Genomic DNA, 23,177 nt, shown 5'->3' with positions numbered 1-23,177 from the left:
AATCTTTCACCCACCGGGTGAAAACAATATTTTGATAGAAGTTGATATATCAGGGCTGATAATTTATTTCGTGATTGCTATGAATAATTCAGGTTAATAATTAGAGAGTGGAATTCTATACTAAATTAAATTTTGAATTTAAATTAGAGTTATTGGTAATTATGCAAAAAATTAACAGGGGGTATAAATATGTTGAAAAATGAAGATCTTAAAAATTTAAAAACAAGATTGAATAATATAACTGAAGAGGTTGTATTAGAAACTCTGGCTAAAATGTTAAAAAGAGAAGAATTTAAAGATGTCTGCAAAGATGAAGAATGTCTGCTGGATATGGCAAGCTATGCCTTAAACCGTCTGCCAGCTAAGTATGTTGCCACATCTAAAGGAAAAGTTATTTCTAAAAGTGAAGAACTTGAACAGCAGCATTCAGTTGATGTTCTTTCTGTGGTTACCAGAGCAATAAAGGTTGTATCTGAAAATGAGCATCATCATAATAATAAATAGAGACTTAAGAGGTATAAAAGAAAATAATTTTAGGAGAGATTTTTATGTTTAATGAGCGTTTTTTTAAGATAGGACATGGAATAATAATTTTTCTGATTATAATCTTTTTAGCTGGTCAGATACCATATTTCACTGCACCATTAACTTCAGTGCTCAGCTTTGTGCTGCTGCCGCTTTTGTTCAGTACATTTTTGTATTATTTAATGAGGCCGCTGGTTAGATTTCTGCACAAGTGGATAAAAAATAAGGCGCTGTCAATTGTGATTTCCTTTCTGGCTGTAATTAGTATTTTAACAATAGTTTTCTATTTTGGCGGCAGTATTATTTACGAACAGGGTAAAGAACTGAGCCAGAGTGTAAGCGGAAATTATAATTATATTTATAATTTTATTCTGGGTATAATTGAAAGCTTAAGAGGATATATAGATTTTGATCAGGCTTTTTTAGATGACTTAAATTTACGAGAACGAATATTTTCTTATGCCAATAATCTGGCCCAGAGAATTTCTTCTTATAATTATATGGGTATTTTTAGCTCGATTACAAACTTTGGTTTGATTTTACTGCTGATTCCTTTTGTTTTATTTTATCTCCTTAAAGATGATAAGCAGATCTTTAATAATCTAATGCTCTTAGTTCCAGAACCCAAAAAAAGAAAAGTTGAAAAACTGGCTGTTGAAGTTGATCAAATTCTCTCTACATTTATTAGTTCACAGCTGGTGGTTGCTTTTTTCCTTGGGGTAGTAATGCTCATTGGATTTTTAATTATCGGACTTCCCAATGCAGTCGTTCTTTCTTTGATAGCTATGATTACTTCTTTAATACCTATCATTGGGCCTTTTTTTGGCAGTCTGCCGGCTGTGTTTGTTGCAGTTACAAATAGCTGGGTTTTATTTTTAGGAGTTCTGGTTATTATTTTAATTGCTCAATACTTAGAAGGAAATGTAATTAGACCTCTGGTCCAGGGGAGAAGACTGGAGATTCATCCGATTGTAGTATTATTTGTTGTTTTATCTGGAGTCTATTTATTTGGATTTATCGGAGCACTGACCGCAGTTCCTTTTTATGTAGTTTTAAGACTGCTTTTTAGGAAAAAATATATTGAAAAAGAAATTTAAAGGCAACATTATTGGTACCGGGTACCTGGAAATTATTTCCAGATACCCGGTACCATCTTTTTTTTATTGTAAATTAAATTACTTTTTCAACTAAATCCTTGACTAAAGTTGAGTAATGTTGTAGGATATAAATAGCAGAATGCTGAGCAGATAACTTTAATAAAGGAGATGACATAGATTATGGATAAAAAATTGCTGAAAGTTTGTAATCTGGAATCAAAGGTAGAAGAAGAAAAAATCTTAAATGGAATTAACTTAGAAGTTAACAAGGGTGAAATTCATGTAATTATGGGTCCCAATGGTGCCGGGAAATCGACTCTGGCCAATGTTTTAATGGGGCATCCTGAACACAAAATTATAAATGGTGAAATTGAATTTGAGGGAGAAAATATAAATGAGCTTGCAGTAGATAAAAGAGCAAAAAAGGGTATTTTCTTATCATTTCAGTATCCTCAGGAAATACCGGGAGTAACTGTGGAAAATTTTCTGCGTACTGCTAAAACTGCAGTCAGTGGTGAACAGCAGAGTATTTTTGATTTCAAGTTTCTTTTGGAAGAGAAAATGAACCTGCTGGATATTGACCAGTCCTATGCAGATCGTTATTTAAACAAGGGTTTTTCTGGTGGAGAAAAAAAGAAAAATGAAATTCTGCAGATGGCAGTTTTAGAACCTAAACTTGCAATTTTAGATGAAACAGATTCTGGACTTGATGTTGATGCAACAAAAACAGTCGCTGAGGGGATTAAAAAACTTGCTTCTGAAGATAATGCAATGATAATAATTACTCACCATAATCAGATTTTAGATTATCTGCAGCCGGATTATGTACATGTACTGGTTGACGGTAGAATTGCTAAATCTGGAGATATGGAACTGGCAAGAGCAATTGAAAAAGAAGGTTATGCTGAATATAAAGATGAAATTTTAGATGAAAGTAATTCTAAAACTAATTGTTAAGCTGAATTTTTAGTTAAATATAATTTATACTGAATCTCATAGATAAAATATTTTTGGGGGATTTAATATCACAGAAACACCACGCTTAATGTTTTCAGAACAGGGAGGTTTTAAGATGAGCGATAAGACAGAAGTCAAAGATATTGACCGGAGTCTTCACGATGAGAAAAATGAAGAAAAACACCGCTATAAAGCACAAAAAGGTCTGACTCCTGAAGTGATCAGAGAAATTTCCAGGGAGAAAGATGAACCGGAATGGATGCTTGAATTCAGGCTGAAGGCTTTAAAAATATATCAGAAAAAAGAGGTTCCCACCTGGGGAGCAGATATTTCAGATTTAGATATGGATAATATTATCACCTATGTGAGACCAGATGCTGATCTTCAGAGTGACTGGGATCAGGTTCCGGAAGAGATTAAAAATACTTTTGATGCTCTGGGGATTCCAGAGGCGGAAAAAGAATCTTTAGCCGGAGTAGGTGCCCAGTATGATTCTGAAGTTGTTTATCACAACTTAAAAGAAGAGCTGGTTGAACAGGGCGTTATTTATATGGATATGGAAAATGCCGTTAAAAAACACGAAGATTTAGTTAGAGAACACTTTATGAAATTAATCACACCTAATGATCATAAATTTTCAGCTCTGCATGGAGCTGTCTGGTCAGGAGGGTCTTTTGTCTATGTTCCGGCAGGAGTAGATGTAGATATACCGCTGCAGTCCTATTTCCGTCAGAACGCACCTGGATCAGGACAGTTTGAGCACACACTGATTATTTTAGAAGAAGGAGCAAATGCTCACTTTATTGAAGGCTGCTCAGCCCCAAAATATTCAGTTAATAATCTTCATGCAGGTGCTGTAGAATTATTTGTTAATAAAGGTGCAAAATTGCGCTATAGTACAATTGAGAACTGGTCCCGAAACATGTATAATCTGAACACCAAGCGGGCCTTAGTGGAAGAAGATGGAGTTATTGAATGGGTTTCCGGTTCTTTCGGCTCAAAGGTTTCGATGCTTTATCCAATGAGTATTTTAAAAGGAGCCAGAGCCAGAGCGGAATTTACCGGTGTAACCTTTGCTGCTGAAGGACAGTATCTGGACACAGGAGCTCAGGTGATCCATGCAGCTCCCAATACTACTTCTACAGTCAATTCCCGCTCGATCGCTAAAGACGGCGGACATGCCTATTACCGAGGCCTGCTTAAGGCAACTGATAATGCCCACGGAGCAAAGGCTTCAGTGTCCTGTGAATCACTGATGCTGGACAATGAATCTAAATCAGATACACTGCCAATAATGAAGCTGCAGACTGATGATATAGATATCGGTCACGAAGCAAAAGTTGGTCGGATTAGTGAGGAAGCAATTTTCTATCTGATGAGCAGAGGAATTAGTGAAGAAGAAGCAAAAGCAATGATTGTTCGTGGTTTCGTGGAGCCGATTGCCAGCGAACTTCCCTTAGAATATGCAGTTGAATTGAATAATCTAATCAACCTTGAACTCGAAGGTACTATAGGATAGGTGATATGAAATGTATAATAAAAAATTAGTAGATAATTTAACTACCGGCCAGTCAAAACTTTTGAGCAGCAGAAGAAGAGAAAGCTATGATCTTTATGAAAACCTGACTAAAAGTGACTTTAAAAGGATAAAATTATTTGATTATCAGTTTCCAGAATACAGCCCCTATAATAAGGAATATTTAAAAGAGAAAAAATGGCAGCAGGAACTGCTGATCAAAAAAATGACAGATAATCTAAATAATGAAGAAGAAATTATTAATTATTTAGAACAATTTAAAGATAAAAAGGTTGAAAAGGGAAATCAGGGACTTGACCCGAAATATTTAGCAATGGCAGAAGCGTTTTATAATACCGGTCTTTTTATTAAAGCGCCCAGAAATGTGGAGTTGAAGGTTCCTGTAGAGATTTTTTATGAACTTGATCAGGAGAACCCGGTTTTAATAGATAATAATTTAATTGTAGCTGAGGAAAATTCTAAGCTGACTATTGTTATTGATTACAGAATGCAGGATCAAAATTTAAAGGCCTTTCATAATGGCTTAACTCGGGTTATAGTTAAGGAAAATGCTGTTTTAAATATTGTTAAAGTACAGCGTTTCAATGACCAGAGTGATAATTTTGACAGCAATATTTCTCTTGTTTCCAACCAGGGAGAGCTCAACTGGATTCCGATTGAACTGGGAGCAAAAAATTCAGTAACTAATAATGAAAACACTCTGATGGATGACGGCAGCAGAGCCAGCATTAGTTCAGTATATTTTGCAGATGGTGAACGAAAAATGGATCTTGGATTTAAGATGAATCATCAGGGGCGCCACAGCAGCAGTGAAATTGAGTCAAAGGGAGTTTTAAAAGACAGGGCTCAGAAAATTTTTAGAGGAGATCTATATTTTCAAAAAGGTGCCGGTCAGTCAAAGGGATCAGAACGAGAAGAAGTACTGCTTTTAGATAAAACAGTGGATTCTGATTCAATTCCTGCCCTATTTTCTGAAGAAGATAATGTGGAAGGAGAACATGCTGTAAGTGCGGGTCAGATTGATGAGCAGCGTCTATTTTATTTAATGAGCCGAGGGATGACAAAAGCTGAAGCTAAACAGCTGATGGTAGAAGCTTCATTTAACCCAATTTTTGATAAAATACCGCTTAATGACCTCAAAGGAAGTGTTATCAATGACGTCAAAACTAGAATCCGCAGTTAGAGAAGAAAAACAAAATCAGGAATTTGCTAAAAAATATAAAGCTGATTTTCCAATTTTAGATCAGCAGATAAATGGTAAAGAGCTGGTTTATTTTGACAATGCAGCTACAACTCAAAAGCCGGTTTCTGTCTTAGATGCAGTAGATAATTATAATCGTACAATTAACGCTAATCCACATCGGGGAGCTCACACTTTAAGTGTACGGGCAACTGAAGCCTACGAAAACGCGAGAGCTAAGGTTAGAGATTTTATTAATGCCGAAAAGTCAGAAGAGATTATTTTTACCCGCAACACCACGGAGTCACTAAATCTGCTGGCAAACAGCCTGGAAGCTCTGGTTGAAGAAGGAGATGAGATTTTAATCTCTGTGCTTGAACACCACAGCAACATTCTTCCCTGGCAGCAGCTGGCTGAGCGGAAAAATTTAAAGTTGAAATATCTCTATCCTGATGAAAATTACAGAATCCCACTTTCTGAATTGAAAGAAAAGCTGACAGAGAAAACAAAGATTTTCAGTATCTCTCAGATGTCCAATGTGAGTGGAGTTATTAACCCGGTTAAAGAAATGGCAGAACTTGCCCACCAAATAGGTGCCTTAGTTATAGTTGATGGGGCGCAGGGTGCTCCTCATCTTAAGACCGATGTTAGGAATTTGGATGCAGATTTTTATGCTTTTTCCGGTCATAAAATGCTGGGGCCAATGGGAATTGGTGTTCTCTACGGTAAAAAAGAGCTGCTAGAAGAATTACCTCCTTTTCTAAAAGGTGGAGGTATGATAGAATATGTTAAAGAACAGGATTCTACTTATGCGCCACTTCCAGAAAAGTTTGAAGCTGGTACTCCCAATGTAGAGGGAGCAGTAGGACTTGAGGCAGCAGTTGAATATTTAGAAGAGATTGGGCTGGATAAAATTAAAGAACATGAGCTGGAGTTAACAGAGTATGCCCTAAAAAAAATGAAGGAGCTGGACTATGTAGAAATAGCTGGCCCACTTGATTTAGAAGATCGAGGTGGAATTATATCTTTTAATTTAAAGGATATTCACTCTCATGATCTGGCAACTATAGTTGATAGTGAAGGAATTGCCATTCGTTCCGGCCATCACTGTGCCCAGCCGCTGATGAAATTTTATCGCCTTAATTCTACCGGCCGAATTAGTTTTTATCTTTATAATACTAAAGCAGAAGTGGATCGTTTTCTGGAATCCCTGGAGAAAGTAAGGGAGGTTTTTGGATATGGATCTTGATTCAGTCTATACAGAATTAATAATGGAGCACAATAAAAACAGCCGCAACAAGCACTCTTTAGAGGATGCTGATCTAAGTGAACACGGCCATAATCCAAGCTGTGGAGATGATATTACCCTCGAGCTTAAATTTGATGGGAATACAATCTCTGATGCTGCATTTACCGGCAGTGGCTGTGCTATCTCACAGGCATCAACTTCAATCATGATTGATCTGATTAAAGGAAAGAGTATCGAAGAGGCGCTGGAGCTGGTCGAAACTTTTATCGCTATGATCAAAAAAGATATAGAAGATCAGCAGGAATTAAGGAAGCTTAAAGATGCAATGGCCTTAAAAAATATTTCTAATATGCCGGCCCGGGTTAAGTGTGCAGTGCTTTCCTGGCATACTCTCAAGGAAGCTTTAAAAGAGAGAAATTAAAATTTGAACACTATTTTTAAAACTTCACCTAAAAGGTGGAGTTTTTACTTTACATAGGGCTAAATAATCTATATAATAATGATAATGAATATCATGGTACCAGGTCCAAAACGGCCGTTTTGAACCTGGTACCTGTGGATAAGATTTTAATAACTCTATAATTTTATAATACTATAAGAAGAGGTGGAAAAAATGGAAAATAGGAAAAAGGGAATAACATATATACTTTTATCATCACTCTTTTTTGCCTTGATGGCAGCTACCGTTAAATACTTAGGAGATATGCCGACAGCAGAGAAGATATTTTTTAGGAACTTAGTCGGAATTTTTGTAGCATTTAGTCTGGTTAAAAAAAGTGGCAGTACACTCTTTGGTAATAACAAGAAGCTTTTAATTCTGCGCAGCACATTTGGGCTTTTAGGAATTGCAGCTTATTTTTATGCCCTTGCAAACATGAAACTTTCGGATGCAGTTATTTTAAATAAGATGTCTCCATTTTTTGTAATGATTTTTGCTGCCTTATTTTTAAAAGAAAAGATTACAAAAAAGCAGTTAATTGCCCTGGTGACAGCTGCTTTAGGAGCTATACTTGTTATTAGGCCGGGATTTGATTCTAATCTCATCCCATCATTGATTGCTCTAATGTCCAGTCTATTTGCGGGAGTTGCTTATACTTTAGTCAGGCAGCTGCGTAAAACTGATTCAGCAGCCACTGTAGTATTTTATTTTAGCTTTTTTTCAACTATAGCGATGATTCCTTTTATGCTCAGCGGCAGCTTTGTGATTCCAACAGCTCTGCAGGCACTGGCTCTACTAGCTTTAGGCTTATTTGCAGCAGCAGCACAGATGTTTATGACAAATGCCTATCGTCATGCTGAGGCAGGAGAACTTTCAATTTATACCTATGCTAATATTGTCTTTTCTTCAATTTTTGGGCTTGTTTTATTTCAGGAGATTCCTGATTTCTTTTCAGTTGTTGGTGCAGTTTTAATTATTTCAGCCGGCTATTTAAATTATCGAGCCAAGGAAAAAGAAGCGGCCGAAAAAGCGGCAAAATTAAAGCTCAAGCAGGAAAAGCAGCAGAGTACAGTTTAGAATTTGAAAAAATAATGATTTGTTTAGATTACCCTCAGTCTAAAAACTGGGGGTTTTAACTTTTGCGTGATATACATTGCAGAATGCCTTTTAAAAACATATAATTAAATTAGTCTGCAACTATTTTTGTTTAGCAATGGAGGGATAAGATGAAGAATATTAATACTATATTTTTAGATGTTGATGGTACACTGACAGATGGTAAAGTTTATTTAGATAACGGTAAAAATGAATTTAAAGCTTTTAATGTTAAAGATGGTCTGATGGTAGTGGCTGCAATTAAAATGGGCTATGATGTCATAATTATGACTGGGAGAAAATCTGAAGTTGTGGCCCGCCGAGCAGCTGAGCTGGGAATAGAAGAATATTATCAGGGAGTTAGAGATAAAAAAGCTGCTTTAGAGAAATTGATGGAAGAAAAAGATTTTGGTTATGGAAATTTAGCTTATCTTGGTGATGATCTAAATGACTTGCCTGTAATGAAAGAAGCTAGATTTGCCGGCTGTCCCCGAGATGCAGCAGCAGAAGTTAAAGAAGTTTCTGATCTGGTATCTGATTTTAAGGGTGGAGATGGGGCAGTCAGGGAGATTTTAAGCCATATTATGAAAGCAAAGGGAGAATACCATCAGGTTATAGAAAGTTTTACTGGTTAACATTTCCAGGTACCGGGTACTTAGAAATATTTTCAAGAATTGATAAAAAACTATTGACAGAATGATCAAATTAGATGTATAATAAATTAAGTTGAACGCAATTTAATTATATGAAACTGAATAGGGTGATACTATGGAAAAATATGATATTTTAAAATTAGATAATCAGATCTGTTTTCCTCTTTATGCTTTATCCAGAAAGGTGATTCAGTTATACAAGCCATTACTGGATAAATATAACTTAACTTACACCCAGTATATTATTATGCTTGTTCTCTGGGAAGAAGAGAAAATTTCAATTAAGGAATTAGGAGAAAAGCTTTTTCTTGATTCTGGGACTATATCGCCTGTGGTAAAAAAACTGGTTAAACAGGGTCTGCTTGAAAAGTTTAGATTTAAAGAAGACGAGCGGATAGTCATGGTTAAATTAACTGAAAAAGGAAAAGAGATAAAAGAAGAAATTGTTGAAATTCCTGAAAAATTATATAGAAATTTTGAGGGAGATAAAGAGGCACTTTTCCAGTTGAAAGAGAATTTAGACAAGATTTTAGCAGAATTTGATGAAAAGAGTTAAATCCTATTCACCAGGGTTTAACTTATATTTTTAAATTTTAGATTGAGCACAATTAAATTTTATAAAATTGAAAAAGGGGAGATTATGATGAGTGTTTATGATTTTAAAGCAAATGATATTATGGGTCAAGAAATTGACTTTAAAAAATATGAAGGAAAGGTTTTAATGATTGTTAATACTGCCAGTGAATGCGGCCTGACTCCACAGTTTGAGGGGCTTGAAGAATTATATCAAGAATATAAAGAGCAGGGTTTTGAAATTTTAGGCTTTCCCTGCAATCAATTTGCCAATCAGGATTCGGGTAGTAATGAAGAAATTAAGGAATTCTGTCAGCTAAATTATGGAGTTACTTTTAAGATGTTTGAAAAGATCAAGGTTAACGGCAGTGAAGCCCATCCTTTATTTAATTATCTCAAAAAAGAAACTGGATCACTGCTGGGAGGAATAATTAAGTGGAATTTTACTAAGTTTTTAATTGACCGGGAAGGAAATGTAGTTAATAGATATGCACCCACAACTGAACCAGAAAAAACAAAAGCTGATATCGAAAAATTATTATAGCTAGAAAAAACGGAGTAGAATTATTCTACTCCGTTAACTTTTTAAACACCAATATTTTAAGCAGCTGAAATAAAACTTATTTATTCCGCCCCTTCATTAATTGTAATAACTTCCATTTTTTCTATTGCTCTATCAATTAATTTTTCAATTTCTAAATCCTCTTCTCCAAAGTGAATAGTGTCAAGTTTAGGCTGAGTTGCTGGATTATCAGGCACAAAAATTGTACAGCAGTCCTCATGTGGTCTGATTGAAATTTCATAAGTCCCTACTCTTTTCGCTAGAGAAATAATATCATTTTTATCCATGGTAATTAAAGGTCTAAGAACTGGAAATTCAGCAACTTCATCAGATGAACGCAGACCTTCTAATGTTTGACTTGCCACCTGACCCAGACTTTCTCCGGTAACTAAAGCCAGCTCATTGTTCATTGCTGCCAGTCTGTTGCCAATTCTGATCATCATTCTCCGCATAATTGTCACCGTATATCTGCGCGGTGATTTTTTTAATATTTCCTGCTGGATTTCTGTAAAATAAGGGATCTGCAGTTTTATTTCTCCACCATAACGGCTTAAAACCTTAGCCAGATCAATCACCTTTTCTTTTGCCCGCTCGGAAGTGTAAGGGGGAGAATTAAAATAAACTGCACTTAATGATAATCCCCTTTTTAAACCAAGCCAACCGGCAACAGGACTGTCAATACCTCCCGATAATAAAAGCAGAGCTTTTCCGGATGATTTAACCGGCAGCCCGCCTGGACCAGCTTCCCGCCTGATGAAAAGATAAATTTTTCCCCGGCGAATTTCAACTTCAAAAAGATGCTCGGGCTGATGCACATCAACACTAAGAGGAGAATCAGGTCCTTCAATTTCTCTTAAAATTTCTGCTCCCAGTTCCCGATTTAGTTCTGGACTTTCCATGGGAAAGGATTTATCTGCTCGAGTTGTTTCAACTTTAAAGGTAGTGGGATAATTTCTGACTTCAGCTTTGAAAAGCTGAACAACTTTGCTTTTTAATTTTTCAAAGTCCTGTTCATTAAAGTCTGCTACCTTTTTTCCGATTCTAAATCTCTGAGCTGGACTTAAGGAAATGATACCGGGAACATTAATTAATCTATCTACAATTTTTTCAATCTTATTACTTTCTGCATAGAGAAAAATTCGGCCGTAAATTGTACTGATTTCAAAATCTCCGAGATCACCAGTTGCCCTTTTAATATTTGAAACCAGCTGAGAGATAAAATCATTGATGTTGTCACCTTTAAGGCCAATTTCTCCGTAACGAATAATTATTAAATCATACAAAATTTTTCACCTCATTAAAATAATTTAAGAAAATCAATTTGTTCTTTTAAAGTTTCTACAAAATAATCTAAATCAGTTTTAGTTATATTTCTATTTAAACTCACTCTAAGTGCGCTCTCACTTCTTGCTGCTGATAGTCCACAGGCATTAATAATTCGGCTGCCTTTTTTCTTGGAAGAACAGGCGGAACCGGTTGAAATATAGATTCCCTGACTTTCCAGTGCATGGAGCATAGTTTCTCCTTTAATTCCTGGAATAGAAAAATTAATAATATGTGGTGCCCCAGACTCAGGTGAGTTGATTTCAACCGCCTTAATTTTTTTAAAAGAATTGAAAAGATAATGTCTGAGTTCAGCCATTTTTTGGTCAGTATTTTCTTCAGCAGTTAATTGAGGTAGCTTTCTTACTGCCTCTCTAAACCCGGCAATTGCAGGAATATTTTCTGTACCAGAGCGCAAATTTCTTTCCTGTCCACCTCCATAAATTAGAGGTTTTAAATCTATACCTTTTTTGATATATAAAGCACCGATACCTTTAGGACCATGTATTTTGTGACCACTGATCGAATAGAGATCTACCGGCCATTCACCTAAATTACTGTATATTTTACCAAAGGCCTGGACTCCGTCGACATGGAAAAAGCTGAGTGGATTTTTTTCTTTAATGATTTCAGCAATTTTTTTCAGCGGCTGGATAGTTCCCATTTCATTATTAACCTGCATAATGCTGATTAAAATGGTTTCTTCGCTGATTAAAGATTTCAGATGGTCAAGATCAACCTGTCCTTTTTGATCTACTTTAACTCTATCTACCTGCCAGCCTTCTTTTTCCAGAGCCTTAAAAAGTTCAGCCACAGAAGAATGTTCGATAGGAGAGGTAATTAAATGTCTGCCCCGATTTTTATAAGCTTCAGTTATTCCTCTAATTGCCAGATTGTTGCTTTCTGTGCCGCCAGATGTGAAGATGATCTCTTCTGATCTGACGCCAAGATAGTCAGCTATAGTTTTTCTGCTGTTTTTTAAAATCTTTTCTGATTTCAGACCAAAACGATGCAGAGAAGACGGGTTTGCATAATTATTCTCTAAAGCATCTACTACAGCAGCTGTTACTTCCGGCAGTGCTTTAGTAGTTGCCGCATTATCTAGATATATTTCTTTTTCCATTAGACTCACTCCTAATTTTTAACACTAACTTTTATTATACCAGTATTGGGTAAATAAATAAACCGCTAAGCTCAGAAATTTAAAGAAAAGATTATTTTGATTTAGCTATTCTAATTTAATCTAAGTTTTTCTGGCCTTATTTTATTTTTTTAATTCTAGTGATATAATAAAGGTTGAACTATAATAATTATATTTTTATTGAAACTTATAATCAATTAGGAGGAAATAACTTGCGTTTAATAGATACTCATGCTCATCTTGATTTTGATGATTACAATCAGGATCGAGAAGAAGTTTTCAAACGAGCCCAGAAAATCGGAGTAGAAAAGATAGTTAATATTGGTGCAGATCTGGCGGGAAGTTACCGGGCGGTTGAACTGGCAGAAAAGCATGATTTTGTCTATGCTTCAGTTGGAATTCACCCCCATGAAGCAGATACAGTTAATGAAAAAAGTCTGGCCGAAATTAAAGCTCTTGCAGCTTCACCAAAGGTTAAAGCAGTTGGAGAATGCGGCCTTGATTTTTATTATGATAATTCACCGCGAGAAATTCAAAAAGAAGCCTTTAAAAAACAGCTGCAGCTGGCCCTGGAGCTTGAACTGCCGATGGTAGTCCATTCCAGAGAAGCAGCAGCAGAAACTTTGGAAATATTAGACCAGACTGCTGACTTCGCTGAAAATTTAATTTTTCATTGTTATGCGTACGGTCCCAGTGAAATCGAAGAAATAATAAAGAGAGATTATTATGCAGCCTTTGGTGGCTTAATTACCTTCAACAGTGCTCAACCGATCAGAAATGCTTTAAAGAAAATGCCGTTAGATAGAATTTTACTGGAAACTGATGCTCCCTATCTGACACCAGCACCTCACCGGGGTAAGAGAAATGAGCCGGCTTACCTGGAACATATTGTTAAAAAAGCAGCTGCAGTTAAAGGGGTTAGCGCTGAAAAAATGGCAGAAATCACGACTAAAAATGCTGAAAGAATTTATGATTTTTAACTTGGAATTAAATTTCAACAAAAATTAAGCGGGAGGAATCTAAAATGAAAATAGGGATTATTGGACTGGGAGATATTGCTCAGAAAGCATATTTACCTTTAATTACTCAGCTGGAAGAGGTAGAGCCATATTTTTGCACTAGAACTGAAAGTACTCTGCAGAGGCTGGGGAAAAAATATCGGGTTGATCAGCTTTATACCTCTCTTGATCAGTTACTAGCTGAGGATCTGGATGCAGCTTTTGTTCATGCTGCTACAGAAGCTCATTATCCGTTAGTAAAAAAACTGCTGAAGAATGAAATTCCTACCTTTGTTGATAAACCAATAACTTATCATTTAGAACAAACCGAAGAACTGATTAGGCTGGCCAAAGATCAGAATACAATTTTGATGACCGGTTTTAATCGCCGCTATGTGCCAACCTATCGTTCGCTTTTAAAAATTAAAGATCCTAAAACAATAATTATGGAGAAAAATAGGACTGAGCTGCCAGGAGAGCCCCGCAGCTTTGTTGTGGATGACTTTATCCATGTAATTGATACTATTTCATATCTAATGGGAGAAGTTGAGCTTGATCAGCTTGAGGTTAGTAAGATTAAGAGAAAAAATAAACTAGTTCAGGTAATATTAACTCTCAAAAATGGAGAAAATACTGCCATTGGAATAATGAACCGTGATAATGCGGTTACTGAAGAAAGCCTTGAAGTTATGGGCTTTAAAGAGAAACAGAAAATCAAGAATATAACTCAAATTATTGATTACACTGACGGTGGGGAAAAAACATCGCAGACAGCAGGTTGGAATAAGATGGGCTATGATCGTGGTTTTGTTGATATGATAAATGAATTTTTGGCAAGAGTTAAAAAAGGAGAAAACAATAAAAATGAGCTGGCTGCAGATTTATTGACTCACCGTCTGGCAGAGAAAGTAATTGAAGCTTAAGCTCCAGCAATTATTTAAAGCTTTAAGCATCTATCTTTATCAGAGCAACAATTATTGCCTGGATAGAGCAGATGTGATAAAATTATAACAAATAATATATTAAGGATGATTTAAAATTAATATGGAAAATAAAATTGCAACACCATCGGAAACAAAAAAGATTCTCCGCAAACACAATCTTAATTTAAAAAAGAGCCTTGGTCAGAATTTTCTAATTGACTCAAATATCATTGATATAATTACAGCAGCAGCAGATATTAAGGGTGATGAATTTGTAATCGAGATTGGCCCTGGTATTGGTTCTTTAACTCAGGCTCTGCTTGCTAAACTTGACAGCGGTAAATTGCTGGCAGTAGAAAAAGATGCTGCTATGGTTGAAGTTTTAAAAGATATTTTTGCCGGTCAGGAAAAACTTGAGCTTTTAAACGAGGATGCACTCAAGATCAGCTGGGAAGAAACTGCAGCTAAATACAACCCGCAAGAGAGGAAGATAAAGCTAATTGCTAACCTCCCTTATTATGTCACCACTCCAATAATTATGGGAGTTTTAGAAAGCGAAATTGAACTGGAGCAGATGGTTTTCATGGTGCAGAAAGAGGTTGGAGAAAGAATCTGTGCTGGCCCGGAAACCAAAAAATTTGGTTCTTTAAGTGTGGCAGTTCAGTACCATATGCAGCCAGAGATTGTACACCAGGTGCCTTCCTCAGTCTTTATACCCCAGCCTGATGTAGATTCAGTTATTGTCAGCCTCTCACCCTATGAGGAAAATATTTATCAGGAAGAGGTAATCAATAAAAAATTCTTCTTTCAGGTTGTAAAGTCGATCTTTCAACAGCGGCGTAAAACCTTACGCAATAGTTTGAGCAAATCAGCTGTAATCGCGCTTGACCGAGATCTTGTAACTAAGGCTTTAGAGGATGAAGGAATTGGTCTTAAAAAACGGGGAGAAAAACTTTCGATATCCGAAATGATTTCTATCAGCAACAGGATTTATAAAATGAGAAAAAATAATCAATAAAATATTATTTCAAATATATTTATCAAATCCCGGAAGGAGGCAGAAAAGTGGTTAAAGTAGAGATATGTGTGGGCAGCCACTGCTCACTTGTAGGAGCTTTAAATATTTTAGAGACTCTAGAAGAGCTGCAGGAAGAATATCCAGATCAGCTGAAAATTGAAAGAGTTGAATGTATGGACAGGTGTGGAGATATTAAGAATGCTCCGGTAGTTAAAGTTGATGATGATCTTATCACCTCAGCTCAGACTCAGATGGTAATCAGTAAAGTAATGGAGAGGATAAAATGAGCAAGCTAAAGGGTATTTATACAGATATTGTAAAAATCCGACGGATGGTCTTTGCGGAGCTGGCAAGACTGGCTCTCAAAGATGCAGAATGCGAAGAATTTGATAAAATTCCATATAGAATTATTGATACTGAAGAAGCTACATACCGTTCCAGTATTTTTAAAGAAAGAGCAATAGTTGCTGCTCGGGTTCGGATGGGCCTCGGAATGGATTATGAAACAAATCAGGAGCATAAACTCCTTTCAGAGGGAATTAGAGATTTTCTAAAAAATGATAATCAGCTGAAAGAACCGCTGGTAAATGTTATTCGTTTTGCCTGTGAAAAATGTCCAACTAACGCTCATTTTGTAACCAATAACTGCCGCAAGTGTCTGGCTCATCCCTGCAGTATTGTCTGTCCTGTAGATGCGATTACCATTGAAGAACATGCAGCAGTAATTGATCAGGAAAAATGTATCAACTGTGGTAAATGTAAAGAAGCCTGTCCTTATGAGGCGATTGTTAACTATGAGCGTCCCTGTGCTGCAGCCTGTGGAGTTGATGCTATTGAAAGTGATGACTATGATCGGGCTAAAATAAATCAGGATAAATGTGTCAGCTGTGGCCAGTGCATTATTGCCTGCCCCTTTGGCGCCATTGCAGATAAATCTATGATTTTTCAGCTATTAAAATCGATTAAAAGAGGAGAAGATGTGCGGGCAATTATTGCCCCTTCTTTTGTTGGACAGTTTGGTCCTTTAGTCTCTGCTGAAAAAATTGTAGCTGCCTTAAAAGAGCTGGGGATGAAAGAGGTGCGTGAGGTTAGCCTGGGTGCTGACTTTGCTTCTCTGCATGAAGCAGAATTATTTGCAGAAGATATTCCGGAAAAACAACCCTATCTGGGAACTTCCTGCTGTCCTTCCTGGACTTATGTTGCTGATAAACATGTTCCTGAAGTTAAAGATAATATTTCTGAATCCAGTTCACCCATGATTTTTGCAGCACAATCTGTCAAAGAAAATAATGAGGACAGTAAAGTTGTATTTATCGGTCCCTGTGTTTCCAAAAAATTAGAGGCCTTAAGTGATAAAGTTAAAGAAGAAGTGGATTTTGTAATTACTTTTGAAGAACTGGCAGCTATTTTTGTAGCAGCAGATATTGAGCTGACAAAAGTGGATGCCGAAGAAGAAATTAGAGATGCTTCCTATTATGGCCGCGCTTATGCTAATGCTGGTGGAGTAGCAGAGGCAATCCGGCAGAATTTAAAAGAAAAATATAATATTAATCCTCCAATAACTAAGGCGGATGGACTGGCAGATTGCAAAAAAACCTTGATCAAAGCCAAAGCAGGAGTTTTAGATGGACATCTGATTGAAGGAATGGCCTGTGAGGGCGGTTGTGTTGGTGGGCCTGGTACTTTACTGGCAACCAAGCGGGGAGCAAAATATGTTGATAAATTTGCCGGTGAGTCGCCATATAAATTTGCTTTTGAAAATGAAAAACTGAATAAAAAAGAGAAAAAAGAATAAATATGTCCTTAGAATCATCTCTTATGATTAGTCCTTATAAGAGTTATAAGTTTTGCTTAAATGAGCAACTTATGATATAATTATTTTTGAATTGTTTTCAAAATGAGGTGAATCTGAATGGAAGAAAATGTTTTGGATAAAATTAAAGAAGAAGTAAAATCTTTTGTCGGCCACCGAGTAAGTGTTAAAGCCAATCGTGGCAGAAGAAAAGCTGTAGAAAAAGAAGGAGTTTTAGAAAAAACTCATGAGAATGTCTTTGTAGTCAGGATCAAAGATCACAATCAAATTAGGCGGCTGTCTTATACCTACTCAGATCTATTAACAGATGATGTAGTTGTGATATCTAAAGATGATGAAGTTAAGATAGGAGTTTAATTTTAGATAGAGTATATAAATTTAATAGAGCAGCCCTGGGTGGCTGCTTTTTTTCCTGTTATTTTTTAAATATAGTTTTACAGAAAAGTAAATAATTCCTAATAAAAACTGAAAACTGCAGCATTTTAGATGATTATCTATAATTAGATAATATAATAACAGGATAATCTCAAAATATGAAAGGGGAGATAGGCTTGGGAATTGATATGGCTATAGGTTTACTCGGTGGTCTGGGGCTTTTTATCTACGGAATGAAACAGATGAGTGAAGGTCTCCAGAAAACCGCCGGGAAAAGACTGCGTCATTTCTTAGCAGCAATGACTTCAAAACCAATTATGGGGGTTGGAGTTGGAACAATTATTACTGCTATTATTCAGAGCAGTAGTGCTACTACAGTTATGGTTGTAGGTTTTGTTAATGCGGGGTTAATGACATTATTTCAGTCAGTTGGAGTAATAATGGGTGCCAATATTGGTACTACTATAACCGCACAGTTAATTGCATTTAAACTTGGTGATTATGCTTTTCATGCGATAGCAATTGGTGCTTTTACATATTTATTTTCTAAAAGTAAAAAGTTTCAATATATCGGGCAAGTTTTACTGGGATTTGGTCTTTTATTTTTAGGTTTGGAAACTATGGGGGATACAATGGAACCCCTCAAAGATTCAGTTGTTTTTGTTAACTGGATGGAGAGTTTTGCTCAGTATCCAATTTTAGGAGTTTTAACAGGTATATTTGTTACAGTTGCTGTTCAGAGTAGTTCAGCTTCCTTTGGTATTTTGTTAGGTCTGGTTACAGCAGGAGCGATTCATTACGAAGCTGCCATCCCAATTCTTTTAGGTAGTAACATTGGTACAACTGTTACTGCAATTTTATCTGCTATCGGAGCTAATTTGACTGCTAAAAGAGCAGCTGCAGCCCACTTTTTATTTAATGTTTTGGGTGCCAGTATTATGATAGCTTTTCTCTACATTATCCCCGACTTTGGAGTAATGATTGAAAACCTTATTTTAAGTATTAGTGGATTTTTTGGTCAGATAAATCCATCTGAAGAGAGACTTCTGGCTAATACACACACATTTTTTAATGTTTTAAATACATTCCTCTGGCTGCCATTTACAGGTTTTATGGTTTATTTAGTTAAAAAGATGATTCCTGGAGAAGATTTGACACTGAAAAGAGGAACTACATTTATTGATGAGAGAATGTTGAGTACCCCTTATGTTGCAATTGATCAGGTAAAAAAAGAAATTGTAGCAATGGGTGGAATTTCTCGCGATATGGTTTGTGAATCCGTAGATGGATTTCTAGATGGAAATGGAGACGTTATTAAAAAAATTAGACGGCATGAGGATATTGTTAATGAAATGGAAGAAGAACTTTTACATTTCATTCAAAAAATTCCTCAGGCTCAATTGAATGATGTTGACATTAGAACCTTAGATAAGTATTTTGCAGTTGTAGATGATATTGAAAGTATTGCTGATGATGCTGATGATATTGCTGAATTAATAGAAAACCGCTTAGAAAATAAGCTTAAGTTTTCTTCTGATGCTCAGGCTACAATTCAGGAAGTATATTCTATTATCTGTGATGTTTTAGATAAGACATTAGAATTAATTGAAACTGATGATTTAGAAATTGCTGCTGAAATTTTAGAGGCAGAAGAACGTCTTGATGAAATGCAGATCCAGTTTAGACATGAAAGCATCAGCAGAATCAAGGGTAATGATAAAGACAGCTGTGACCCCAATTCTGGTATTATCCTTTTAGAACTGCTTGATGATCTAGAACATATCAGTGATCAGATGGCTGATATTGCTCACAGTATAATTGAAATTTATGAAGATGAGAATATTAGTAAAGATGTTCAGGATGTTGATGTAGTTTAATTTTACAAAGATTTAACATTAAAATAGCTTTATTTGGGTGGAGCCTCCTTTCTATAGGAGGCTCTTTTTGCTATAATGGAGAAAAGGGTTATTTTTAATTGGCCATAGTCTTCACGACGGTTTTCGTTGATAGCTAATTATGAGTTTTTTCTAACTCACTTCGTTCAAACAGGGAAAAAACTTTTCATAATTAGCTATACTCAAACCTGTTTCGACTAAAGTGCCAATTAAAAAAACTCTTTTCTCTGGGGGATACTTATAATTTGAGTTTGAATCTTAGTATAGCAAATTGCTTTGATGCTAGGTTAATAAATTATAATCAAAGCTATTCCGTCTGAAGTGCAAAATCAGATAAACCTTTTCTCGGAAGATACTTGGAGTTTGGATTTATACTTTAATTTAACGAATTGTTCTAATGATAGTTACATTGTAAATTTCTAACTCGCTGCGGTCCGACGCACCGCTGTGCTGGGTTATATTAAGGAGGTAACAATGGCAAAATCACTTTCTGAGATGTCACTGGAGGAGTTGTGGCAGCTTTTTCCCATTATTTTAAAAGAACATAATCCGGAATATAAAAATTGGTATCGGGAAGAAAAAGCAGGGCTTACAGAAGCTTTGCCTGCAGTTTATATTAAACGGATCAATCATATTGGGAGTACTGCAGTACCTGGACTGCTGGCTAAGCCAACTGTTGATATTTTGCTGGAAATAAGCAGAAAAGCTGAACTGGCAAAAGTTGAAGCTGAACTAAAAGATGCTGGCTGGACTCTGATGCATAGAAATGAAGAAGATCAAGAACTTAATCTAGTTTTTAATAAAGGCTATACTCCCCAAGGCTTTGCAGATAAAGTATTTCACCTTCACTTACGTTATCTGGGAGACTGGGAGGAATTATATTTTAGAGATTATTTAATTGCTCACCCTGAGATAGCAGAAAAGTATGGAGAACTTAAGCAAAAATTAGAAAAAGAATATAAACATAATCGCGATGGCTATACTGAAGCTAAAACTGAATTCATTAAAAAACATACAGCTGAAGCAAAAAAAGAATTCCAAGAAAAGTATCTGCCAGAAGAAATATAAAATCTACAAATATTTCAAATAGATATGATTAAAATAAGAAATCCGGGAGGATTTAGAATGGAAAAGATTTTAGTTGTTGAAGATGAAAAAAATATACGAGAACTAATAAAATTCAATCTAGAAAATGCAGGTTTTGAGGTGCTGACTGCTGACGATGGCAGAGAGGCTTTGGAGCAGCTTTCAGATGAAATAGATCTGGTGGTTCTAGATTTAATGCTGCCCCAAATTGATGGGATGGAGGTCTGCAGGCGAATGCGTGGAAGTGAAGAACTGCGCCAGATCCCAATAATTATGCTGACGGCCAAGGGAGAAGAAGTTGAGAGAATTCTGGGTCTGGAAATGGGAGCGGATGATTATATGACTAAACCATTTAGTCCCAGGGAGTTGATAGCCAGAATAAAAGCGATTTTTCGCAGAATAAAGGAATTTAAAGCTGACACCAGTGAGTTAAAAGAGGAAATTATTGACTTAGGTGATTTGAAACTCGATATCCCCCGCCATGAAGTTATTTATCAGGAACAGAAAATTGTCTTAACCCCCAAAGAATTTGAGCTTTTACGTTATTTAATAATTAACCAGGGTCGTGTACTGAGCAGAGATTTACTATTAGAAAAGATCTGGGGTTATGAGTATGCTGGAGATACAAGGACAGTTGATGTACATATCAGGCGTCTGCGCAAAAAGATATCTTCAGACTATATAGCCACAGTAAGAGGGGTGGGATATAAGTTTGTTAAAATGGAATAATATTGGAATCAAAAACCGGCTTGTAATTATTTTTATAGTGATTCAGCTTTTAATTATTGCTTTTAGTTTCTATTATTTCAGTACCAATCATCGGGAATTTTACCTGGAGCAGGAAAGACTGAGTCTGGGACATTACAGCAAGTTAATTTTAAGTGATATTAAAGAAGATAATTTATTAAATAATCAGCCAGCACTTCAGGAAGAAACAGCAGAGTGGTCAGAAAATACGGAGACCAGGGTTACAGTGATTACTGCTGAGGGGGTCGTTCTTTCTGATTCTCATCATAATGTTCAGGCGATGGATAACCATAACGATCGACCGGAAGTAGTGGAGGCTGTTAATAATCAAAGGTCGGGGAGCTCAATTCGTTTTAGTGATACAATTGGTGAAGAAATGCTTTATTATGCGATTCCAATTTATGAAAATGACGAATTGCAGGGAACAATAAGGACAGCAAGGCCTTTGAGTTTTATCCGCAGTGTTTTATATGAAGATATTAAAAGTTATTTATTTTTCTTTATAATTTTAGCAGTAATTACTATTATTCTTGGCTGGCGTTTAACAAACAGTATAGTTAAGCCTCTGGAGACAGTTACAAAAACTGCGGCCAAAATTTCAGAAGGCGAACTTTCTGAACGAATACCGGTAAGAAAATATAATAGTGAGATTGAAAAATTGGCCCGAATGTTTAATTTTATGGCGGAAGAATTAGAAGAAAAAATTACGGAAGTCTCTCAGGAAAAAAATCGGATTGAAGCTATTTTAGAGAGTATGGTCGATGGAGTAATTGCAGTTGACAGGGAGGGGAAAGTTTCTCTGATTAATCCTGCTGCCCGCCGAATTTTTAATATTGAAGCAGAAAAAATTAAGGGGAAAGAACTAATCAGCTCGCTTTTCAGCCACCGAATTGATATGTATTTAGAGCGTGCATTTGATAAAAAAGAAAGTATCAGTAGAGAGATTAAATATAAAAATCCGGATGAAAAAATAATTCAGGCTACCTTTATTCCTCTGCTTGATGAAAAGGAAAATGTTAGTGGTGGAGTAATTGTGCTTACTGATATCACTGAGTTGAGGAAGTTGGAGACAGTGCGCAATGATTTTGTTGCCAATGTTTCACATGAGCTTAGAACACCTCTGACATCAATGGTTGGTTATTTAGATACACTTTTAGAAAGTAATATTGAAGACCAGGAAACAAGAGACAGATTTTTAGGGATAATTAAAGAAGAAACTGACCGCTTATCTATCTTAATTAATGATCTCCTTAATCTTTCAAAAATTGAGTCACAGTCATTTGACTTACAAAAAGATGATCCGAAAAAAGTATTAGACAAAGTAGTTAATTTGTTGGAAAAAAATGCAGCAGACAAAAAAATTGATTTTAAAGTTGAAATAGCTGATAATTTACCACTTGTATATATGGTGCGGGAACAGATTAAGCAGGTACTGATTAATTTAATTGATAATGCAATTAAATATACTCCTGCCGGTGGAGAAGTTAAAATTAAAGTTGAACATGAAGGTGATAAGGTCTATTTTTCGGTAAAAGATAATGGAATGGGAATTCCAGCTGCTGACCAGGAAAGGATTTTTGAAAGGTTTTATAGAGTTGATAAAGCCCGCAGTCGATCTTTAGGTGGTACTGGTATTGGCCTTTCAATTGTCCGTAATATCGTTAAACAGCACGGCAGTGATATTCAGGTTAAAAGCCGTGAAGGAGCCGGAAGTGAGTTTACATTTTATTTGAAGATGGCGGAATAAATTATTTGGACCCGGTACAGGTGAATAAAAACACAAAGTTAATTTGATTTTTGCTTTGGACGTTAAGTAAAGATTATTATCTAAAATATTTTCAATCATTACAGATAAATATATTGAGTTTAGTGCCTGCTTATGTTAATATGAGCAGGCATTATTTTTTGGGGTGATAAATTAATATTAAAATAAATTACTTATTTGACAGTGCTCAAAATCATAAAAAATTAAAATACACTCTTTTTGTTGA

General features: G+C 35.9%; 23 protein-coding genes. 21 read left to right on the top strand and 2 right to left on the bottom strand.

The features are described 5' to 3' along the window. Positions 1 to 189 precede the first annotated feature (189 nt). The 11 genes from C8C76_RS07580 to C8C76_RS07530 all read left to right on the top strand — a co-directional run bounded on the left by C8C76_RS07580 (position 190) and on the right by C8C76_RS07530 (position 9,849). Positions 190 to 504: a late competence development ComFB family protein gene (locus C8C76_RS07580; RefSeq protein WP_108140237.1), complete on the top strand. Its 315-nt coding sequence runs from the start codon at positions 190 to 192 to the stop codon at positions 502 to 504. Positions 505 to 548: 44 nt separating this feature from the next. Continuing rightward, positions 549 to 1,622, top strand: a complete 1,074-nt coding sequence (locus C8C76_RS07575) for an AI-2E family transporter (RefSeq protein ID WP_108140235.1) — start codon at positions 549 to 551, stop codon at positions 1,620 to 1,622. A 180-nt stretch (positions 1,623 to 1,802) separates the two neighbouring features. After that, on the top strand, positions 1,803 to 2,579 hold the full coding sequence (gene sufC, locus C8C76_RS07570; RefSeq protein WP_108140234.1) for a Fe-S cluster assembly ATPase SufC: 777 nt from the start codon (positions 1,803 to 1,805) through the stop codon (positions 2,577 to 2,579). Positions 2,580 to 2,694: 115 nt separating this feature from the next. Next, positions 2,695 to 4,098: a Fe-S cluster assembly protein SufB gene (gene sufB / locus C8C76_RS07565; RefSeq protein WP_108140232.1), complete on the top strand. Its 1,404-nt coding sequence runs from the start codon at positions 2,695 to 2,697 to the stop codon at positions 4,096 to 4,098. 10 nt (positions 4,099 to 4,108) lie between these two features. After that, on the top strand, positions 4,109 to 5,299 hold the full coding sequence (gene sufD / locus C8C76_RS07560) for a Fe-S cluster assembly protein SufD (RefSeq protein ID WP_108140230.1): 1,191 nt from the start codon (positions 4,109 to 4,111) through the stop codon (positions 5,297 to 5,299). After that, positions 5,271 to 6,545, top strand: coding sequence for a cysteine desulfurase (locus tag C8C76_RS07555; protein ID WP_108140228.1), 1,275 nt, complete (start codon positions 5,271 to 5,273; stop codon positions 6,543 to 6,545). Before sufD ends, C8C76_RS07555 begins: the two co-directional genes overlap by 29 nt. Further along, positions 6,535 to 6,966 carry a Fe-S cluster assembly sulfur transfer protein SufU gene (gene sufU / locus C8C76_RS07550; protein WP_108140226.1) on the top strand — a complete coding sequence of 144 codons (432 nt, stop codon included), beginning with the start codon at positions 6,535 to 6,537 and terminating at the stop codon, positions 6,964 to 6,966. Before C8C76_RS07555 ends, sufU begins: the two co-directional genes overlap by 11 nt. A 192-nt stretch (positions 6,967 to 7,158) precedes the next feature. Then, positions 7,159 to 8,061 carry a DMT family transporter gene (locus C8C76_RS07545; RefSeq protein WP_108140224.1) on the top strand — a complete coding sequence of 301 codons (903 nt, stop codon included), beginning with the start codon at positions 7,159 to 7,161 and terminating at the stop codon, positions 8,059 to 8,061. Between the two features lie 149 nt (positions 8,062 to 8,210). After that, entirely contained in the window at positions 8,211 to 8,714 is a 504-nt protein-coding gene (locus tag C8C76_RS07540) for a KdsC family phosphatase (protein ID WP_108140222.1), read from the top strand. Between the two features lie 133 nt (positions 8,715 to 8,847). Then, a complete protein-coding gene (locus tag C8C76_RS07535) occupies positions 8,848 to 9,288 on the top strand; it encodes a MarR family winged helix-turn-helix transcriptional regulator (protein WP_108140220.1) in 441 nt (146 codons plus the stop codon). 87 nt (positions 9,289 to 9,375) lie between these two features. Next, positions 9,376 to 9,849, top strand: coding sequence for a glutathione peroxidase (locus C8C76_RS07530; RefSeq protein ID WP_108140218.1), 474 nt, complete (start codon positions 9,376 to 9,378; stop codon positions 9,847 to 9,849). 80 nt (positions 9,850 to 9,929) lie between these two features. Here C8C76_RS07530 and thiI read toward each other — a convergent pair whose 3' ends face one another. Continuing rightward, positions 9,930 to 11,150, bottom strand: a complete 1,221-nt coding sequence (gene thiI / locus C8C76_RS07525) for a tRNA uracil 4-sulfurtransferase ThiI (protein WP_108140216.1) — start codon at positions 11,148 to 11,150, stop codon at positions 9,930 to 9,932. A 14-nt stretch (positions 11,151 to 11,164) separates the two neighbouring features. Then, positions 11,165 to 12,313, bottom strand: coding sequence for a cysteine desulfurase family protein (locus C8C76_RS07520; RefSeq protein ID WP_108140214.1), 1,149 nt, complete (start codon positions 12,311 to 12,313; stop codon positions 11,165 to 11,167). 230 nt (positions 12,314 to 12,543) lie between these two features. On the opposite strand from C8C76_RS07520, the gene C8C76_RS07515 reads away from it, so the two are divergent. The 10 genes from C8C76_RS07515 (at position 12,544) to pnpS (ending at position 22,933) form a co-directional block, all read left to right on the top strand. Then, positions 12,544 to 13,311: a TatD family hydrolase gene (locus tag C8C76_RS07515; RefSeq protein ID WP_108140212.1), complete on the top strand. Its 768-nt coding sequence runs from the start codon at positions 12,544 to 12,546 to the stop codon at positions 13,309 to 13,311. Between the two features lie 44 nt (positions 13,312 to 13,355). Next, complete coding sequence (locus C8C76_RS07510) at positions 13,356 to 14,252, top strand: Gfo/Idh/MocA family protein (protein ID WP_108140210.1); 897 nt, start codon at positions 13,356 to 13,358, stop codon at positions 14,250 to 14,252. 121 nt (positions 14,253 to 14,373) lie between these two features. Beyond that, the gene (gene rsmA / locus C8C76_RS07505; protein ID WP_108140208.1) at positions 14,374 to 15,270 is read left to right on the top strand and encodes a 16S rRNA (adenine(1518)-N(6)/adenine(1519)-N(6))-dimethyltransferase RsmA; all 897 of its coding nucleotides are present in this window, start codon (positions 14,374 to 14,376) and stop codon (positions 15,268 to 15,270) included. A 47-nt stretch (positions 15,271 to 15,317) separates the two neighbouring features. Continuing rightward, complete coding sequence (locus C8C76_RS07500) at positions 15,318 to 15,557, top strand: NAD(P)H-dependent oxidoreductase subunit E (RefSeq protein WP_133530504.1); 240 nt, start codon at positions 15,318 to 15,320, stop codon at positions 15,555 to 15,557. Then, positions 15,554 to 17,065, top strand: coding sequence for a 4Fe-4S dicluster domain-containing protein (locus tag C8C76_RS07495; RefSeq protein WP_108140204.1), 1,512 nt, complete (start codon positions 15,554 to 15,556; stop codon positions 17,063 to 17,065). Before C8C76_RS07500 ends, C8C76_RS07495 begins: the two co-directional genes overlap by 4 nt. 117 nt (positions 17,066 to 17,182) lie before the next feature. Then, on the top strand, positions 17,183 to 17,440 hold the full coding sequence (locus C8C76_RS07490; protein ID WP_108140202.1) for a Veg family protein: 258 nt from the start codon (positions 17,183 to 17,185) through the stop codon (positions 17,438 to 17,440). Positions 17,441 to 17,616: 176 nt separating this feature from the next. Further along, positions 17,617 to 19,335 (top strand): Na/Pi cotransporter family protein, encoded by a 1,719-nt coding sequence (locus tag C8C76_RS07485; RefSeq protein ID WP_108140200.1) that lies wholly within the window; start codon positions 17,617 to 17,619, stop codon positions 19,333 to 19,335. Between the two features lie 492 nt (positions 19,336 to 19,827). Next, complete coding sequence (locus C8C76_RS07480; RefSeq protein ID WP_108140198.1) at positions 19,828 to 20,421, top strand: GrpB family protein; 594 nt, start codon at positions 19,828 to 19,830, stop codon at positions 20,419 to 20,421. A gap of 57 nt (positions 20,422 to 20,478) precedes the next feature. Further along, positions 20,479 to 21,168 carry a response regulator gene (locus C8C76_RS07475; RefSeq protein ID WP_108140196.1) on the top strand — a complete coding sequence of 230 codons (690 nt, stop codon included), beginning with the start codon at positions 20,479 to 20,481 and terminating at the stop codon, positions 21,166 to 21,168. Next, positions 21,152 to 22,933 (top strand): two-component system histidine kinase PnpS, encoded by a 1,782-nt coding sequence (pnpS, locus tag C8C76_RS07470; protein WP_108140194.1) that lies wholly within the window; start codon positions 21,152 to 21,154, stop codon positions 22,931 to 22,933. The genes C8C76_RS07475 and pnpS overlap by 17 nt, the downstream gene beginning before the upstream one ends. Positions 22,934 to 23,177: the final 244 nt, after the last annotated feature.

Origin of the sequence: Halanaerobium saccharolyticum, from assembly GCF_003053565.1 — a bacterium.
Taxonomy (GTDB): Bacteria; Bacillota; Halanaerobiia; order Halanaerobiales; family Halanaerobiaceae; genus Halanaerobium; species Halanaerobium saccharolyticum_B.
Note: the sequence above shows the minus strand (reverse complement) of the source record. Positions and strands in the feature narration are given on the sequence as shown.

What these genes read in the sequence shown, in the direction of transcription:
- C8C76_RS07480 (WP_108140198.1), top strand. Translation starts at nt 19,828, where the DNA reads ATGGCAAAATCACTTTCTGAGATGTCACTGGAGGAGTTGTGGCAGCTT.
- sufU (WP_108140226.1), top strand. Translation starts at nt 6,535, where the DNA reads ATGGATCTTGATTCAGTCTATACAGAATTAATAATGGAGCACAATAAA.
- sufC (WP_108140234.1), top strand. Translation starts at nt 1,803, where the DNA reads ATGGATAAAAAATTGCTGAAAGTTTGTAATCTGGAATCAAAGGTAGAA.
- C8C76_RS07575 (WP_108140235.1), top strand. Translation starts at nt 549, where the DNA reads ATGTTTAATGAGCGTTTTTTTAAGATAGGACATGGAATAATAATTTTT.
- C8C76_RS07530 (WP_108140218.1), top strand. Translation starts at nt 9,376, where the DNA reads ATGAGTGTTTATGATTTTAAAGCAAATGATATTATGGGTCAAGAAATT.
- C8C76_RS07510 (WP_108140210.1), top strand. Translation starts at nt 13,356, where the DNA reads ATGAAAATAGGGATTATTGGACTGGGAGATATTGCTCAGAAAGCATAT.
- C8C76_RS07495 (WP_108140204.1), top strand. Translation starts at nt 15,554, where the DNA reads ATGAGCAAGCTAAAGGGTATTTATACAGATATTGTAAAAATCCGACGG.
- C8C76_RS07485 (WP_108140200.1), top strand. Translation starts at nt 17,617, where the DNA reads ATGAAAGGGGAGATAGGCTTGGGAATTGATATGGCTATAGGTTTACTC.
- C8C76_RS07545 (WP_108140224.1), top strand. Translation starts at nt 7,159, where the DNA reads ATGGAAAATAGGAAAAAGGGAATAACATATATACTTTTATCATCACTC.
- rsmA (WP_108140208.1), top strand. Translation starts at nt 14,374, where the DNA reads ATGGAAAATAAAATTGCAACACCATCGGAAACAAAAAAGATTCTCCGC.
- C8C76_RS07540 (WP_108140222.1), top strand. Translation starts at nt 8,211, where the DNA reads ATGAAGAATATTAATACTATATTTTTAGATGTTGATGGTACACTGACA.
- C8C76_RS07520 (WP_108140214.1), bottom strand. Translation starts at nt 12,313, where the DNA reads ATGGAAAAAGAAATATATCTAGATAATGCGGCAACTACTAAAGCACTG.
- sufD (WP_108140230.1), top strand. Translation starts at nt 4,109, where the DNA reads ATGTATAATAAAAAATTAGTAGATAATTTAACTACCGGCCAGTCAAAA.
- C8C76_RS07580 (WP_108140237.1), top strand. Translation starts at nt 190, where the DNA reads ATGTTGAAAAATGAAGATCTTAAAAATTTAAAAACAAGATTGAATAAT.
- C8C76_RS07555 (WP_108140228.1), top strand. Translation starts at nt 5,271, where the DNA reads ATGACGTCAAAACTAGAATCCGCAGTTAGAGAAGAAAAACAAAATCAG.
- C8C76_RS07490 (WP_108140202.1), top strand. Translation starts at nt 17,183, where the DNA reads ATGGAAGAAAATGTTTTGGATAAAATTAAAGAAGAAGTAAAATCTTTT.
- sufB (WP_108140232.1), top strand. Translation starts at nt 2,695, where the DNA reads ATGAGCGATAAGACAGAAGTCAAAGATATTGACCGGAGTCTTCACGAT.
- C8C76_RS07475 (WP_108140196.1), top strand. Translation starts at nt 20,479, where the DNA reads ATGGAAAAGATTTTAGTTGTTGAAGATGAAAAAAATATACGAGAACTA.
- C8C76_RS07535 (WP_108140220.1), top strand. Translation starts at nt 8,848, where the DNA reads ATGGAAAAATATGATATTTTAAAATTAGATAATCAGATCTGTTTTCCT.